Below are 16,327 nucleotides of genomic sequence, written 5' to 3' on the forward strand. Positions count from 1 at the left end.
GGCTTGCGCATGACTTTGCCATGTCTGTCTGGTGATGCGCCAAGGGATGGAGAGGTGTTTGGTTTCGGTTGCGCGTATCAGGCAGAGCATTCGCCGGGCGCCTGTCCTGATTCTCGCCCTTGCCGTGCTTGTCGTCACCGCCGCCGGCGCTTTCCACGCCCCCGCGTTTGCGCAGGAGGAAAGCCGTGGCTGGTCGCTGCGCGACCTTCTGTTCCCGCGCCGCAGCGAACGCATCGAGCCGCCGATCGAAATTCAGAAACCAAGGCCGAAACCGAAGAAGAAAGCCAAGCCGAGCCCGCCCGCGGAGCCGGAAACGCCGATCGTCGAGAAGACCAACGACGCCCGCGTCGTGCTGGTGGTTGGCGATTTTCTGGCGGGCGGACTGGCCGAAGGCCTGGACACGGCCTTTGCCGACAATCCCGCCGTCAGGATCGTCTCGCGCGCCAACGGTTCGTCCGGCTTCGTTCGTGACGATGTCTACAATTGGCCAGCCCAGATAAAATCGCTGATCGAAACCGAGAAACCGGCGGCCGTGATCATTATGCTGGGTTCCAACGACCGCCAGCAGATGAAGGTCGGCGACGTGCGCGAGCAGCCGCGCTCGGAGAACTGGACCAAGGAATACGAGCGCCGCACCGATGCGCTCGGCAAGGCCATACAAGACACCAAGGTGCCGTTCCTGTGGGTCGGCATGCCGGCTTTCGGCGTGTCGAAGATGAACTCCGACATGCTCGCCTTCAACGATATCTATCACTCGGCCGCCGAGAAACACGGTGGCGAATTCGTCGATGTATGGGACGGCTTCGTCGACGAGAACGGCGCTTTCGTCACCTCCGGCCCGGACATCAACGGCCAGCCGGTTCGCCTGCGTTCCGACGACGGCATCAACGTCACCAAGGCCGGCAAGCGCAAGCTCGCTTTCTACACGGAAAAACCGCTGGCAAAGATCCTCGGCCTGGCCGCGCCGGGAAGCGTCACGACCGTGTCGGCGCCGGCCGGCGCCCCGGTCGAAGCGCTGAAGCCGGCTGCCGCGCCTGTCATCGTCGACCGCACCGCGCCAATGCTGCTCGGCGATCCGTCGCTCGACGGCGGCACCGAACTGCTAGGCGCCGCGCAGCCGGCCAGGGCCGATCCGAATCTACCTGGTGAAAAGCTGATCCTGGAAGGCAAGGCGCCGACCGCTTCGCCCGGACGCGCCGATGATTTTTCCTGGCCGCCGAAGCCGCCGGCGACCGCCGCTGCTCAACCCGGCACGGCGGCGGGCGTCAATCAGTAGCTCATCGGCTCGGACACCGTTTCTGAAATTCGCTGCTGCGGGTCAGATGGTGGTGTTTTCGAGAACCGGCCATAGCCTTCATAGGGCGGAGACACTTATGAGTGCTTCGGCCGGCGAAGGCCGGAGCGAAGCTACGTTCACGCACGTGAGCACCGAAACGCAGAAAACACCATCAGCTGGCCGCAGGAGTAGAATTTCTAAACGGTCTCAGCGCGGCAGTACCGTCGATCCCATCAATGCCTCGTCGATCGAGCGCGCCGCCTGCCGGCCCTCGCGGATCGCCCAGACCACAAGTGACTGGCCACGACGCACGTCGCCAGCCGCATAGAGCTTGTCGATGCTGGTCCTGTAGTCGTGGTCGTTCGCCTCGACATTCTTCGAGCGGCGGCTGTCGGTGATGACCTTGATCTTACCGTCGAGCTCTTTCATCAGGCTGTCGCTCGCAGGACCGGCAAAGCCGATGGCGATGAAGGCGAGATCGGCGCGGATGACGAACTCGGTGCCGGGAATCGGTTTGCGCTTGTCGTCAACCTCGCAGCAGCGCACACCGGTCAACTGGCCGTCCTCGCCGATGAATTCGAGCGTCGCCACCTGAAATTCGCGCTCGGCCCCCTCGGCCTGCGAGGAGGACGTGCGCATCTTCGTCGCCCAGTAGGGCCATACCGCCAGCTTGTCTTCCTTCTCCGGCGGCTGCGGGCGGATGTCGAGCTGCGTCACGCGCACCGCGCCTTGGCGGAAAGCGGTGCCGATGCAGTCGGACGCGGTGTCGCCGCCGCCGACCACGACGACATGCTGGCCACCGGCGATGATCGGGTGCGATGGCCAGGCCACCGACTGGATCGGCTCGCCGCCGACGCGACGGTTCTGCTGCACGAGATAGGGCATCGCGTCATAGACGCCGCTGAAGTCGCTGCCCGGAATGCCGGCCGGGCGCGGCGTTTCGGAGCCGCCGCAATAGAGCACCGCGTCGAATTCCTCGATGAGATCGGCCGCCTTCATGTCGACGCCGACATTGACACCGCAATGGAAAGTCACGCCCTCGCCCTGCATCTGCTCGATGCGTCGGTCGATATAGTGCTTCTCGATCTTGAAATCGGGGATGCCGTAGCGCATCAGCCCGCCGGGACGGCTTTCGCGCTCATAGACATGCACGTCATGGCCGGCGCGGCCGAGCTGCTGCGCCGCCGCCATGCCGGCCGGACCGGAGCCGATGACGGCGACACGCTTGCCGGTCTTCTTCTCCGGCGGATAAGGCCGGATGTGGCCGGTCTCGTAGGCCTTGTCGGCGATCGCCTGCTCGATCGTCTTGATGGCGACCGGAATGTCTTCGAGGTTGAGCGTGCAGGCTTCCTCGCACGGCGCCGGGCAGATGCGGCCGGTGAATTCCGGGAAATTGTTGGTCGAATGCAGGTTGCGGATCGCGCTGTCCCAGTCGCCATTGTAGACGAGATCGTTCCAGTCGGGGATCTGGTTGTGTATCGGGCAGCCGGTCGGCCCGTGGCAGTACGGGATGCCGCAATCCATGCAGCGCGCGGCCTGTTTCTCGACCTCCTTATCCGACATCGGCAGCGTGAATTCGCGGAAATGCCGGATGCGGTCAGAGGCCGGCTGATACTTGTGCACCTGCCGGTCGATCTCGAGAAAGCCTGTTACCTTGCCCATAGTCCAGTCCCTGCTGTCCGAAGGCACGCTTTTTGTCGCGCACCCGTTAACCCCTTAAGGCTGCCATGGCAACCGCACCTTGTTGGAGCATGACCTTCGCCGAAAACCGGTTCCCACTTCGGGGTCATGCTCGCGGGGTCAGGATTGTTGGTGAGGATGCCGGCCGGGAAGTCATCTGCCCGGCCCGCGCCCGAAGGCCTATTCCGCCGCCACGCTCATGCGCATGCGTTCCATCTCGATCAGCGCGCGGCGATATTCGACCGGCATGATCTTTCGGAATTTCGGCCGGAAATTCTGCCAGTTGTCGAGGATCTCGCGGCCGCGCACCGAACCGGTGAAATGCACGTGGTTCGAGATCAGCTGATAGAGCCGTTCCTCGTCATGGCTGGTCATGTCGCCCGACACGTCGACGCGGCCCTTGTGGTCGAGGTCGCCGCCGTGATGGAGCAGCTTCTCCATCAGGTCGTCCTCTTCCGGTACCGGCTCGAGCTCGACCATCGCCATGTTGCAGCGTTCGGCGAAGTCGCCTTTCTCGTCCAGCACATAGGCGACGCCGCCCGACATGCCGGCCGCGAAGTTGCGTCCGGTCTTGCCGAGCACGACCACGATGCCGCCGGTCATGTATTCGCAGCCATGATCGCCGACGCCTTCGACGACGGCGGCCACGCCGGAATTGCGCACCGCGAAACGCTCGCCGGCGACGCCGGCGAAATAGGCCTCGCCCTCGGTGGCGCCGTAAAGCACCGTGTTGCCGACGATGATCGAGTCAGCCGCGACGATCTTGGCTTCTTCCGGCGGGCGGATGACGATGCGGCCGCCCGACAGGCCCTTGCCGACATAGTCGTTGCCGGCGCCGACGAGCTCGAACGATACGCCGCGCGCCAGAAAGGCGCCGAAGGACTGGCCGGCGGTGCCGGTGAGCTTCACCTTGATCGTGTCCTCGCGCAGGCCCTTGTGCTTGAACCGCTTGGCGACTTCACCCGACAGCATGGCGCCGACAGAGCGGTCGACATTGCGGATCGGCAGCTCGATGGTCAAGGGCTGCTTGGCATCCAGCGCCGGCTTCGCCAGTTCGATCAGCTTGCGGTCGAGCACGTCGTCGATCGGATGCATCTGCCGTTCGGTCCAATGCAGCGCCTCATGCGGCGCGTCCGGCTTGAAGAACATCTTCGAAAAATCGAGCCCGCGCGCTTTCCAGTGCTGAATGACATCGCGCTTTTCCAGGAGATCGGTGTCGCCGATGATCTGGTCGAGATGGGTGTAGCCCATTTCGGCAAGCAGCGCCCGCACCTCTTCCGCCACATAGAAGAAGAAGTTGATGACGTGCTCGGGCGTGCCCTTGAAGCGCTTGCGCAGCACCGGGTCTTGCGTCGCCACGCCCACCGGACAGGTGTTCAAGTGGCACTTGCGCATCATAATGCAGCCGGCCGCGATCAGCGGCGCGGTCGAGAAGCCGAACTCGTCGGCGCCGAGCAGCGCGCCGATGATGACGTCGCGCCCGGTGCGCAAGCCGCCATCGACCTGCAGCGCGACGCGCGAACGCAAGCCGTTGAGCACCAGCGTCTGGTGCGTTTCGGCAAGGCCCATTTCCCACGGGCTGCCGGCATGCTTGAGCGAGGTCAGCGGCGAAGCGCCGGTGCCGCCGTCATAGCCGGAGATGGTGATGTGGTCGGCGCGCGCCTTGGCGACGCCCGCCGCGACCGTGCCGACGCCGACCTCCGACACCAGCTTGACCGAGACGTCAGCCGCCGGATTGACGTTCTTCAGATCGTAGATCAGCTGCGCCAGATCCTCGATCGAATAGATGTCGTGATGCGGCGGCGGCGAGATCAGGCCGACGCCGGGCGTCGAATGCCTGACCTTGGCGATGGTCGCGTCGACCTTATGTCCAGGCAACTGACCGCCTTCGCCGGGCTTGGCACCCTGCGCCACCTTGATTTGCATGACATCGGAATTGACCAGATATTCCGCCGTGACGCCGAAGCGGCCCGAAGCGACCTGCTTGATCGCCGAGCGTTCCGGGTTCTTGCCGCCGCCAGGCAGCGGCAGATAGCGGTCGGCCTCTTCGCCGCCCTCGCCGGTGTTGGACTTGCCGCCGATGGCGTTCATGGCGCGCGCCAGCGTGGTGTGCGCTTCCCTGGAGATCGAGCCGAACGACATCGCCCCAGTCGAGAAGCGCTTGACGATCTCGGCCGCCGGCATCACGTCTTCGAGCGCGACCTTCTTGCGGCCGGTCTCTTCCGCTGTTCTTATCTTGAACAGGCCGCGGATGGTCTGCGCTCTGGCTGTCGCGCTGTCGATCTGCGCCGAATACTCCTTGAACGTATCCCAGGAGCCCTGCCGCACGGCGTGCTGCAGGCTGGCCACCGCATCGGGCGACCACATATGCGCCTCGCCGCGCATGCGGAACATGTATTCGCCGCCGACCTCGAGATTGTTGCGCAGCACCGGATCGCTGCCGAAGGCATCGCTGTGACGGCTGAGCGTCTCGGTGGCGATCTCGTCCAGGCCGACGCCTTCGATCAGCGTCGCCGTGCCGGTGAAATACTTCTCGACGAAATCGGACTTCAGTCCGATGGCGTCGAAGATCTGCGCGCCGCAATAGGACTGGTAGGTCGAGATGCCCATCTTGGACATCACCTTGAGGATGCCCTTGCCGATCGACTTGATGTAGCGCGAGACCACCTCGTATTCGTCGACCTCTTCCGGCAGCTCGCCGCGCTTGTGCATGTCTAGCAGCGTATCGAAGGCAAGATAGGGATTGATCGCCTCGGCGCCATAGCCTGCCAGGCAGCAGAAATGATGCACCTCGCGCGGCTCGCCGGATTCCACCACGAGGCCGACCGCGGTGCGCAGGCCCTTGCGGATCAGATGATGGTGCACGGCCGCCGTCGCCAGCAGCGATGGAATGGCGATGCGGTCCGGCCCGACCTGGCGGTCGGACAGGATGATGATGTTGTAGCCGCCGGCGACCGCCGCCTCGGCGCGCTCGCAGAGCCGGTCGATGGCGCCTTGCATGCCGGCGGCGCCCTCGTTCGAGCCATAGGTGATGTCGATCGTCTTGGTGTCGAAACGGTCCTCGGTGTGGCCGATCGAGCGGATCTTTTCCAGATCGCCATTGGTCAGGATCGGCTGGCGCACTTCGAGCCGCTTGCGGCGCGACGTGCCGACGAGGTCGAAGATGTTCGGCCGCGGCCCGATGAACGACACCAGGCTCATCACCAGCTCCTCGCGGATCGGGTCGATCGGCGGGTTGGTGACCTGGGCGAAGTTCTGCTTGAAGTAGGTGTAGAGCAGCTTCGACTTATCCGACATCGCCGAGATCGGCGTGTCGGTGCCCATCGAACCCACCGCTTCCTGGCCAGTGGTGGCCATGGGCGCCATGAGAAGCTTGGTGTCTTCCTGTGTGTAGCCGAAGGACTGCTGGCGATCGAGCAGGCTGACATCCTTGCGCAGCGCGCGCGGCTCGACCGGCTTCAGGTCTTCGAGGATGAGCTGCGTGTTGGCGAGCCAGGTCTTGTAGGGATGCCTGGTCGCGATCTCCGACTTGATCTCCTCGTCGGAGACGATGCGGCCCTTGGCGAGGTCGATCAGCAGCATGCGGCCGGGCTGCAGCCGCCACTTCTGCACGATCTTTTCCTCCGGCACCGGCAGCGCGCCGGCTTCCGACGCCATGATGACGCGGTCATCGTCGGTGACGATATAGCGCGCCGGGCGCAGGCCGTTGCGGTCGAGCGTGGCGCCGATCTGGCGCCCGTCGGTGAACACCACCGCCGCAGGCCCGTCCCACGGCTCCATAAGCGCCGCATGGTACTCGTAGAAAGCCTTGCGGTCGGCGTCCATGAGCTTGTTGCCGGCCCAGGCTTCCGGGATCAGCATCATCATGGCGTGGGTAAGCGAATAGCCGCCCTGGAACAGGAACTCGAGCGCGTTGTCGAAGCACGCCGTGTCCGACTGGCCCTCATAGGAAATCGGCCACAGCTTCGAGATGTTGTTGCCGAACAGCTCGGAATCGACCGAGGCCTGGCGCGCCGCCATCCAGTTGTTGTTGCCGCGCACGGTGTTGATCTCGCCGTTATGCGCGACCATGCGATAGGGATGCGCCAGCTTCCACGACGGGAAGGTGTTGGTCGAGAAGCGCTGGTGAACCAGGATCAGCGCCGTTTCGAAGCGCGGATCCTTGAGGTCCTTGTAATAAGCGCCGACCTGGTAGGCCAGGAACATGCCCTTGTAGACGATGGTGCGCGCCGACAGCGACACGCAATAGGCGCCGACATCCTTGTTGTCGTTCTCGGCATAGATCCGGCCCGAGATCACCTTGCGCAGCAGATAAAGCCGCGCCTCGTATTCCTCGTCGTCCGGAATGTCGGCCGTGCGGCCGATGAACACTTGCCGATGGAACGGCTCGGAGGCGACGATATCCGGCGCCTTCGACAGCGACGAATTGTCGACCGGCACGTCGCGGAAGCCGATGAGCGGCAGCCCTTCCGACTGCGCCGATTCGGCGATGATCTCTTCGATATGGGCGCGAAGTGCCGCGTCCTGCGGCATGAACCAGTGGCCGACGCCGTATTGACCGGCCGGCGGCAGTTCGACGCCCACGACCGCCATTTCTTCGCGGAAGAAAGCGTCCGGGATCTGCACCAGCACGCCGGCGCCGTCGCCGACGAGCGGGTCGGCGCCGACGGCGCCGCGATGGGTGAGGTTTTCCAGCATCGCCAGACCGTCCTCGACGATCCCGTGCGACTTCACGCCCTTCATATTGGCGATGAAGCCGACGCCGCAGGCGTCATGCTCGTTGCGCGGATCGTAGAGGCCCCGCGCGGTCATGCCGTTGGGAGTTCGCAGCTCTTTGGTCGGGACGGTATTTTTAACGGCTGCCGCTTTCGTCTGCGCGGCCTGGCCGTTGATCGCAGATGGCGTCAGTTCCGTCATCGTCCTATCCTCCGTTCTCCACCTTAGCCCCGACTGTCTCAGGGCGCTGGTTTGCCTTGGGAAGCGAGAATGCTTCCCCTTCATCCTGCTGCACGTCTCGCGAAATCCATCGAACCATACGGCTATACGCCCGGTTCGCATCCGGTATCGTACAGGCCAGAGCCGGGCCGTCTACCCGCCGCTCGCGACAATGGCCGGAATGCCAGCAATGATACGCCAGTCCAGCCTGTTTTGTGCGACAAAATAAGACAGCACTACTGTCCTAAATTTTTATGGCAGAAATCAGAGAGCCGCACAAGACCGATTCACAAAAAACTTGGGCGCGCTGCGACACAAAATTTCGTGACGAGCGTCCGAAGCGCAAGCTTTGGTCCGAGTCTTTCGAGGCGACGGGCTGCTTCACCGCTTTGCCGGCGATTGGCCCTTGCGCTTCGACCGCCGAAGCGGTCAAGTCCAGCCGCTTTTGCCAATCACGATATGGACCTATCGATGTTCTTTGCATCCGACAACTGGGCCGGCGTCCACCCCGACATTTCGGCCAACCTGTCGCGCCATGCCGCCGGCACCGCTGTCGCCTATGGCGACGGCGATCTGGACCGCGCCGTCTATCGCCGCTTCAGCGATATCTTCGAGCGTGAGGTGCAGGTCTTCTTCGCCGCGACCGGCACCGCCGCCAACGCGCTTTCGATGGCTGCGTTGAACCGCATAGGCGGCATCGCGCTCTGCCATTCCGAGGCGCATATGAATGTCGACGAATTCGGCGCGATGGGTTTCTACACCGGCGGCGCGCGCATGGCGCCGGTGCCGGGACCGCTGGGGCGTATGAACCCCGAGGCTCTCGACCGGGCCATCAAGCGCTATTCGCAGGATCTGGCCCCTGCCGGCCAGCCGATGGCGGTCACCGTCACCCAGGCGACCGAGGTCGGCACGGTCTACAGCGTCGAGGATGTCAAGGCGATCGCCGAGGTCAGCCGCCGCCATAAGCTGCCGCTGCACATGGACGGCGCGCGCTTCGCCAATGCGATTGCGGCGACCGGCGTCAGCCCGGCCGAAATGACCTGGAAGAGCGGCGTCGACATCATCTCCTTCGGCGGCACCAAGAATGGCTGCTGGATGGCCGACGCGGTGGTGATCCTCAATCCGGACGTCGGCAAGGACCTGCGCTTGCTGCGCCAGCGCGCCGGACAGACCTTCTCCAAGGCTCGTTTCATTTCGGCTCAGTTCGAGGCCTATCTGACGGACGATCTGTGGCTGCGTATGGCGAGGCACGCCAATCAGATGGCGGCACACCTGGCCGAGACCATCGAGGACGCGCCGGTCGGCAAGCTCGCCTGGCTGCCGCAGGCCAATGAGGTGTTCGCGATCCTCACCCGCGAAACCGCCGACAAGCTGCAGGCGGCCGGCGCCAAATTCTACGAATGGGGCGTCCCGCAGGGTTTCGATGGCCATCTCGGCGACAAGGAAGCGATCTACCGCTTCGTCGCCAGCTTCGCCACGACGACGGAAGAGGTCGACCGTCTCGGTCGGTTGCTGGCCTGACTTTGCTGCCGTCGAGGAGCAAGCCGATGACTAGGCCGCCTCTCGGCTCGACGATGCGGCTGGTCCGTCCAGCGCCGAATGTGCTCGGCTTCTATGACGGCCGCGTCGATGGCGTCCGCATCTGGTCGGACGAGCCGAACTGGCTCGACGACGGCGCCTATATGCTCGGCATCTGGCACCTATGCGATCGTCGACGGATCGCAGGCGCTTGTCTACGACACGCACATCTCCCTGCCCCATGCCCGCTTCATCCGGCGGACCCTCGAGGAGATGGGCGTAACCTCGATACGCGTCGTGCTCAGCCACTGGCATGACGACCATATCGCCGGCAACGAGGTGTTTAAGGATTGCGAGATCATCGCCAACCGCCTCACCGCCGCGGCGCTCGAACGCGGCCGGACTAATATCGAAGGCGGCAATCCGCCGATCAAGCCGCTCGTGCTGCCCAACAGGACGTTCGACGACAGCCTCCGCTTGACGCTGGGAGCCATCGCCATCGAACTGCGCCAGGTCGAGATCCACAGCCATGACGGCACGGCGCTGCTGATGCCCGACGCCGGCCTGCTCTTGGCGGGTGACACGCTGGAAGACTCCGTCACCTATGTCTCGGAACCGGAACGCCTGGGCGAACATCTGGTCGACCTCGAGCGCATGGCCGGCTGGCAGTTCGACCGGATCCTGCCCAACCACGGTTCCTTTCCGGTAATCGAAGCGGGCGGCTATGACAGAAGCCTCATCGCCGCCACCGAGACCTATGTCCGAAAGCTGCTTGCCTGCCGACAAGACCCCGACCTGGCCAAGCAGGATCTGCAGACCTTCGGCGCCGAGATTCTCGCCACCACGGCGACCGAGTATTTCGCGCCATACGAAGCCGTTCACCGGCGGAATGTCGAAGCCGTTCTTGCGGCAAATAATCAGTAGGCCCCTTGCAGCTAGGCCAGAAAGGGCCGCAGCAGCAACTCGACGCCGAGCAGGATCAGAAAAATCAGGAACCAGCGGCGAAAAGTAGCCGGACTGATCTTCTGGCGCAGAATTTGCCCCAGCCACATGCCGAGCAAGGCCGGCAGCACCGCAAGCGAGGATATCGCCAGATGTCCGGCATCGAACGCACCATGCGATGCGAGCCCCAGCGCCAGGGCGATGGTGGAGACGGTGAAAGAAAGACCGAGCGACTGGATGAGATCGTCGCGGCTCAAGCCGAGCGCCTGGATATAAGGAACGGCAGGCATCACGAAGACGCCGGTGCCGCCCGTGACCAGACCGGTGAGGAAGCCCACGGCCGGCGAAGACCAGCGCTCTGTCCTCTCTGGAACCGACGGCTGCCGCGCCAGCAATGTATAGGCAGCGTAAAAAATGAGCGCCGCGCCGAGACCCGCGGTCGTCCATTTGACGTTGTCGCTCGCGAGCAGCCGGGCGCCGATGATCGTGCCCGCGAGAATGCCTGCCATCATCAGCCTGAGCCGGCGCAGGATCGCGGAAAAACTCGGGCCGGCGAAAAGCTGCCAGACATTGGTGACGAAGGACGGAACGATGAGCAGCGAAGCGGCTGTCACCGGCGGCATGATCGTGCCCAGGAGGCCCATGGCCAGCGTCGGCAGGCCCATGCCGGTAACGCCCTTGACTATACCGGCGAGCAGGAAAGTGATTGCGACGGTGGCCGTCAACAGCAGGGAAAAATCGGACATGGTCCTTCATGATCCGCCGCTGCATGCTTCAAAAGAGCCAGAAAGACCCGTTGCCGGTGGCACAATAAAAAGCGGCGCCTCGCGGCGCCGCTCTTTCGTCTCGGGAGGGAGACTTTGTCCAGGATGGACCCCGCGGATTACGCGGCGGCCTTGGCCTCGATCTGCTTGGCCTTGTCCGAGGACGAGGTGATCGCGATCTTGCGCGGCTTCAGCTCCTCTGGAATGTTGCGCTTGAGGTCGACGAAGAGCAGGCCGTTCTTCAGCGTGGCGCCTTCCACTTCGACGTGGTCGGCGAGCTGGAAGCGGCGCTCGAAGGACCGCGAGGCGATGCCGCGATAAAGCAGCTCCGACCCCTCGCTGTTGTTCTCTTCCTTGCGCTCGCCCTTGACGGTCAGCACGTTGCGGTGGGCTTCGATCGAGATCTCGTCTTCCGAGAAGCCGGCAACGGCCATCGAGATGCGATAGGCGTTCTCGCCGGTCCGCTCGATGTTATAGGGCGGATAAGTCTGCGCGGTCTCGGGCTGGCCAAGCGAGTCGAGCATGGTGAACAGCCGGTCGAAGCCGACAGTCGAACGATAAAGCGGGGAAAAATCAACGTGACGCATCAGGTGTTCTCCTGTTGAGCAACATGGTTTGTGTGTGACCCGGTGCGAAACCCTCGCAAGGCGTTCCGGATAGGCCAGCGACCCCGACAATCGGCGGCCGCAACCCACATTTGGGAAGCTCAAAAACCCATTTCAAGGCTTTCGTGGCGGTCGCAATGCAGCCACGTTGATGAATGGTGGATGAACCATCGCTTCGGCATCCGTTCAGTCAAGCAGCGCTAGCTTTGTCCAAGTTCGAGCAATTCCCGGAAAAGCGTGAAGCGGTTTTCCGTCCGGAATTGCCTCAAGACAGAGAGACAAGCGGCGCCTTCCCTGCGCCGCGACGAGGCCGAACCGGGTGCAACGTCCCTTCCTCCCGGATCGACGAGGCCGGAAGTGCGCCGCAGGCACTTCCGGCCTTCCTCTTCGCGGCTTGCCGCGTAAATCCTCGCAACGCTTTGCTTTTGCCGGCTGGCCGTCTATCACCATGCTGACGCCTCGCCCATCCGAGCAAAGAACAAGCAACGACGCCGAATGACGGATCTTTTCCATCTGACCGAGGACAATCCCGCGCCGCAGAATGCCGCGGGCGGCTTCTTCACCACGCCTGACGGCAAGAAGATCCGCTACGGCGTCTTCGCCGCGGTCGCTCGTCCGTTGCAGGGCACGGTGGTTCTGCTGACCGGGCGCAACGAATGCATCGAGAAATATTTCGAGACCATCCGCGACCTCGCCGATCGCGGCTTCGGCGTCGCCATCCTCGACTGGCGCGGCCAGGGCGATTCCAGCCGCCTGCTGCGCGACCGCCAGCGCGGCTACGTCCGCAGCTTCCGCGACTATGCGCGTGATCTCGAGCAATTCTTCGAGGAGATCGTGCTGCCCGACTGCCGCGGCCCCTATTACATCCTCGCCCACTCGACCGGGGCCGTGATTGCGCTGCTTGCCTCGCCATCCATGGTCAACCGGGTGCGGCGCATGGTGCTGCTGGCGCCTTTTCTGGAGGTGCCGGACCTGCCGGTCTCGATCGCCACGGTGCGACGCGTCTGCGCGATCTTCTGCGCGCTGGGTCTCGGCCGGCTCTACGCCGCGCTCGGTCCGCGGCCGAAAGTGCCGCCGGCTTTCGAGGTGAACAAGGTGACCTCGGATCCCGCGCGCTACCGGCGCAATGTCGGCATCTACGAGGCCTGGCCGCAGCTGGCGCTCGGCGGCCCGACCATCCGCTGGCTGAAAGCTGCAGCCGCGGCCGCGAAAGCCATCAGCGATCCGGATTTCATGGCAAGGATCAAGGTGCCGATGCTGATCGTCGCCGCCGGCGCCGACCGGGTGGTCTCGACCAAGGCGGTGGAAGCCTATGCCAGGAAACTGCGCGTCGGCTCGCTGTTGATGATCGACGGTGCCCAGCACGAAATCCTGCAGGAGAAGGACATCTATCGCGAGCAGCTCCTGGCCGCCTTCGACGCCTTCATTCCCGGCACCGGTGACGCTCTCTGAGCGCGCGCCCGCTCAGCCGCGCAGCGCCGCCATCGCCGCCGCGTGAAGCTCGGGCGTCGCGGCCGCCAGTATGTCGCCGCCCTTCTCAGCCGGCCCGCCTTCGAAAGTGGTGATGACGCCGCCGGCCTTTTCGATGAGCGGGATCAGCGCGACGATGTCGTAGGGCTTCAGGCCCGGGTCGGCGACGATGTCGATGCTGCCGGCCGCCAGCATGGCGAAGGCGTAGCAATCGGTGCCATAGCGGGCGAGTTGCACCTTTGTCTCGAACTGGTCGTAGCGCTTGCGCGCATCCCCCTTGAACAGGGCCGGCGTGGTCGTGAACAGCGTCGCTTGCGCGAGCTCGGTCGTCTTGCGAGTCTCGAGCCGGCGCGGGCCGCCCGGGCCTTCGTAATGCGATCCGGAAGCGTTGGCGTAGAACAGCTCGCCGGTGAAGGGTTGCGACATCATGCCGGCGACCGCGTCGCCATCGACGGTCAGCCCGACCAGCGTTCCCCAGACCGGGATGCCGGAAATGAAGGCTCGGGTGCCGTCGATCGGGTCGATCACCCAAACATGCCGGCTGGTGAGGTTCTGACTGCCATGCTCTTCGCCAAGAATCCCATGCTCGGGATATTCGGAGGAGATCAGCGTGCGGATCACGCGCTCGGCTTCGCGATCGGCCTCCGTGACCGGATCGAAGCTTCCCGCAAGCTTGTTGGTGACCGTTCCCTCGCTGCGGAAGCGCGGCAAGGTTTCCGCGGCGGCGGCATGCGCGATGCGCCGCATGAAATCGGTGCTGATATCCAAGTCGCTCTCCCCATCGCGGCTCTTGCCAGCCGCTCTTTCTCGCAGAACAGGCGCTTTGAAGACCGGTCAGGCGCCCGCTTTTTGTTGCCCGAATGCCACATCTGAACCGCCGAAGCGGAATTTCCACATCATATTGAATTAAAAAACCCCGATGTCGATTGACATTTGTGCGACGCACAATAATTTTGTTATCGGACAGGTTTTCCTGTCCATGCCCTCCTTGGGCGTTTCCTCCCTAGACTTCGACCGTGTCGTGAAAACGATGCGGTCTTTTTTTCGAGCAATTCCAGGAAAGTGTGACGCGGTTTTCCTTCCGGAATTGCGTTTATGAGAACTCGGCCCGCCGACCGCGCTGTCATTCGGCCGCGAGCGGCAAACCGACGAAATGATGGTCGGGCATCGACATCAGGTCGGCCGAGAAGCGGGTCAGGTCATCGGCCAAAGCGTCGAAGCCGGCCGATTTCTGGAACGTCCGCTCGTCCATGTAAAGCCCGCGATTGACCTCGATCTGCAGCGCATGCAGATGCCGAGCCGGCCTGCCATAATGCTCGGTGATGAAACCTCCGGCATAGGGCTTGTTGTGCGCGACCGTATAGCCCATGCCGACAAGCAGGCCGATCGCCGTTTCGGTGAGCGCCGGCGAGGCCGAGATGCCGAACCGGTCGCCGATGATGAAGTCGGGCCGCACGCCATTGTCGCCGACGCGGATCGAGGCCGGCATCGAATGGCAGTCGACCAGCACGGCATAGCCGAACCTGGCATGCGTCCTGGCCAGCAGCCGCTTCAGCGTCTCGTGATAAGGCTTGTACACCGCCTCGATCCGTCCGATCGCCTCGGCCAAAGGCAGCCGGCCGGGATAGATGTCGAGCCCCTCGCCGACCAGCTTCGGCACAGTGCCCAGCCCGCCGGCGACACGCGCCGAGCGGATGTTGCAGAAGGACGGCACCGGCTCCGCGAACATGCGTGGATCGAGTTCCCAGGGCTCGCGGTTGACGTCGAGATAGGCGCGCGGAAAATTGGCCGAAAGCAGCGGCGCGCCGAGCGGCACGGCGCCGCCGAAAAGCTCCTCAACATAGCAGTCCTCCGACCGGCGGATGGCGTTGCGGTCGAGCCGCGCCATGGCCAGGAAACGCTCCGGATAGTGGCGGCCGCTATGCGGTGAGTTGAACAGGAAGGGGACACGCTGTTCGGCGCCCGATCGGATTTCGAAGGGTGGAACGACCGAAAAATCCTCGGCTGCCGTCTTCAATTTGTACGAACCAGGAAACAGCACTGCATCATGACGCAAAACTTGCCACCTTGCGCCTGGCATGTCCAGCATTTCAGGCGGCGAAACCGCGCTTCGAACCGGATGTTGGATGCCCTTCATTCACTTGATGTTTACCGGCCCCACCTCATATACAGGATGGTTAACGGCCTTGCCCGGCGGCAGGCTTGGGGCGGGTGATTCGGACGGGATATGATGGCACGCATTCTGCTGGCGGAAGACGATGACGATATGCGCCGCTTCCTTGTCAAGGCGCTGGAACGCGCCGGCTACCAGGTAAGCGATTTCGACAATGGCGCCAGCGCCTATGAGCGGCTGCGCGAAGAGCCTTTCTCGCTGCTTTTGACCGACATCGTCATGCCGGAGATGGATGGCATCGAGCTCGCCCGCCGGGCCACCGAAATCGATCCGGACCTCAAGGTGATGTTCATCACCGGTTTCGCCGCGGTCGCGCTCAATCCCGATTCCAAGGCGCCCAAGGACGCCAAGGTGCTGTCCAAGCCCTTCCACCTGCGCGATCTCGTCAACGAGGTCGAGAAGATGCTGCAGGCCGCCTGAGCCGTCTGTGGCCTGCATCGAGGCTCGCATCGGCAGGGACTTCACCGATGCAACAAACGGAAGCCGTCTTTCCACATTCCCGCTATTGACGCGCCGGATCAAAAATGGTGTATGCGCGGCTTCGGATGGGCGTGTAGCTCAGCGGGAGAGCACTGCATTGACATTGCAGGGGTCACAAGTTCAATCCTTGTCACGCCCACCATCCTTCCAATAGCTTAGCTAAGCCCTTGTGCCGATTGCCACAGAAACCCGGTTGATTGGCGGCTAATGAACCCGAACAAAACGACCCTTGAGCGCGCATTCGAACTCGCCCGCTCGGGAGACATCGTGGATCTATACGGATTGCGCGAGCGGTTGCGACGTGAGGGCTATGACGGAAGGCAACTGGAAGGCAATTCCCTCCGCAAGCAACTCGCCAGCATGATCAAGGAAGCCGCCCCTGAAGCCGGACCGTCTAGAAAGCTCCGCTAGTCTCTCATGTTCCCTGTCAAGATTGGAGGCAAGAAGGCTCGCCTGCTTGGCAGGTTTGCCATGCAGTCGGATC

Annotated in this window: 12 protein-coding genes and 1 tRNA gene; 6 read left to right on the plus strand and 7 right to left on the minus strand. The window is 63.5% G+C overall.

All coding sequences use genetic code 11. From position 1 onward, the window contains the following. Window positions 1-58: 58 nt before the first annotated feature. Entirely contained in the window at window positions 59-1,276 is a 1,218-nt protein-coding gene (locus LB553_RS15610; RefSeq protein WP_224514567.1) for a DUF459 domain-containing protein, read from the plus strand. 207 nt (window positions 1,277-1,483) lie between these two features. Here the strand turns inward: LB553_RS15610 and LB553_RS15615 are convergent, their stop codons facing one another. Further along, complete coding sequence (locus LB553_RS15615) at window positions 1,484-2,938, minus strand: glutamate synthase subunit beta (RefSeq protein WP_224514569.1); 1,455 nt, start codon at window positions 2,936-2,938, stop codon at window positions 1,484-1,486. 198 nt (window positions 2,939-3,136) lie between these two features. Next, complete coding sequence (gltB, locus tag LB553_RS15620) at window positions 3,137-7,873, minus strand: glutamate synthase large subunit (protein ID WP_224514571.1); 4,737 nt, start codon at window positions 7,871-7,873, stop codon at window positions 3,137-3,139. A gap of 489 nt (window positions 7,874-8,362) precedes the next feature. Between gltB and LB553_RS15625 the strand changes: the two genes are divergently transcribed. Both LB553_RS15625 and LB553_RS15630 read left to right on the plus strand, forming a co-directional pair. Further along, window positions 8,363-9,412: a threonine aldolase family protein gene (locus LB553_RS15625; RefSeq protein ID WP_224514573.1), complete on the plus strand. Its 1,050-nt coding sequence runs from the start codon at window positions 8,363-8,365 to the stop codon at window positions 9,410-9,412. 108 nt (window positions 9,413-9,520) lie between these two features. Continuing rightward, window positions 9,521-10,333 carry an MBL fold metallo-hydrolase gene (locus tag LB553_RS15630; RefSeq protein WP_318011503.1) on the plus strand — a complete coding sequence of 271 codons (813 nt, stop codon included), beginning with the start codon at window positions 9,521-9,523 and terminating at the stop codon, window positions 10,331-10,333. Window positions 10,334-10,344: 11 nt separating this feature from the next. On the opposite strand, the gene LB553_RS15635 is transcribed toward LB553_RS15630, so the two are convergent. Both LB553_RS15635 and LB553_RS15640 read right to left on the minus strand, forming a co-directional pair. Continuing rightward, window positions 10,345-11,097, minus strand: coding sequence for a sulfite exporter TauE/SafE family protein (locus tag LB553_RS15635; protein ID WP_224514574.1), 753 nt, complete (start codon window positions 11,095-11,097; stop codon window positions 10,345-10,347). Between the two features lie 137 nt (window positions 11,098-11,234). Further along, window positions 11,235-11,702, minus strand: coding sequence for an Hsp20 family protein (locus LB553_RS15640; protein ID WP_040997220.1), 468 nt, complete (start codon window positions 11,700-11,702; stop codon window positions 11,235-11,237). Window positions 11,703-12,215: 513 nt separating this feature from the next. On the opposite strand from LB553_RS15640, the gene LB553_RS15645 reads away from it, so the two are divergent. Beyond that, window positions 12,216-13,172: an alpha/beta fold hydrolase gene (locus LB553_RS15645; RefSeq protein WP_224514577.1), complete on the plus strand. Its 957-nt coding sequence runs from the start codon at window positions 12,216-12,218 to the stop codon at window positions 13,170-13,172. Window positions 13,173-13,184: 12 nt separating this feature from the next. Here LB553_RS15645 and hisN read toward each other — a convergent pair whose 3' ends face one another. Both hisN and LB553_RS15655 read right to left on the minus strand, forming a co-directional pair. Further along, window positions 13,185-13,958: a histidinol-phosphatase gene (gene hisN, locus LB553_RS15650; protein WP_224514578.1), complete on the minus strand. Its 774-nt coding sequence runs from the start codon at window positions 13,956-13,958 to the stop codon at window positions 13,185-13,187. A gap of 355 nt (window positions 13,959-14,313) precedes the next feature. Continuing rightward, window positions 14,314-15,270, minus strand: coding sequence for an N-formylglutamate amidohydrolase (locus LB553_RS15655; protein ID WP_224514580.1), 957 nt, complete (start codon window positions 15,268-15,270; stop codon window positions 14,314-14,316). 150 nt (window positions 15,271-15,420) lie between these two features. Between LB553_RS15655 and cpdR the strand changes: the two genes are divergently transcribed. Continuing rightward, complete coding sequence (cpdR, locus tag LB553_RS15660; protein WP_006199474.1) at window positions 15,421-15,783, plus strand: cell cycle two-component system response regulator CpdR; 363 nt, start codon at window positions 15,421-15,423, stop codon at window positions 15,781-15,783. A gap of 127 nt (window positions 15,784-15,910) precedes the next feature. Next, a tRNA-Val gene (locus LB553_RS15665) sits at window positions 15,911-15,985 on the plus strand. 131 nt (window positions 15,986-16,116) lie between these two features. Here the strand turns inward: LB553_RS15665 and LB553_RS15670 are convergent. Beyond that, the coding region (locus LB553_RS15670; protein ID WP_224514581.1) for a hypothetical protein at window positions 16,117-16,327 on the minus strand (211 nt) is incomplete at its 5' end.

Source organism: Mesorhizobium sp. CA8, assembly GCF_020164955.1.
Taxonomy (GTDB): Bacteria; Pseudomonadota; Alphaproteobacteria; order Rhizobiales; family Rhizobiaceae; genus Mesorhizobium.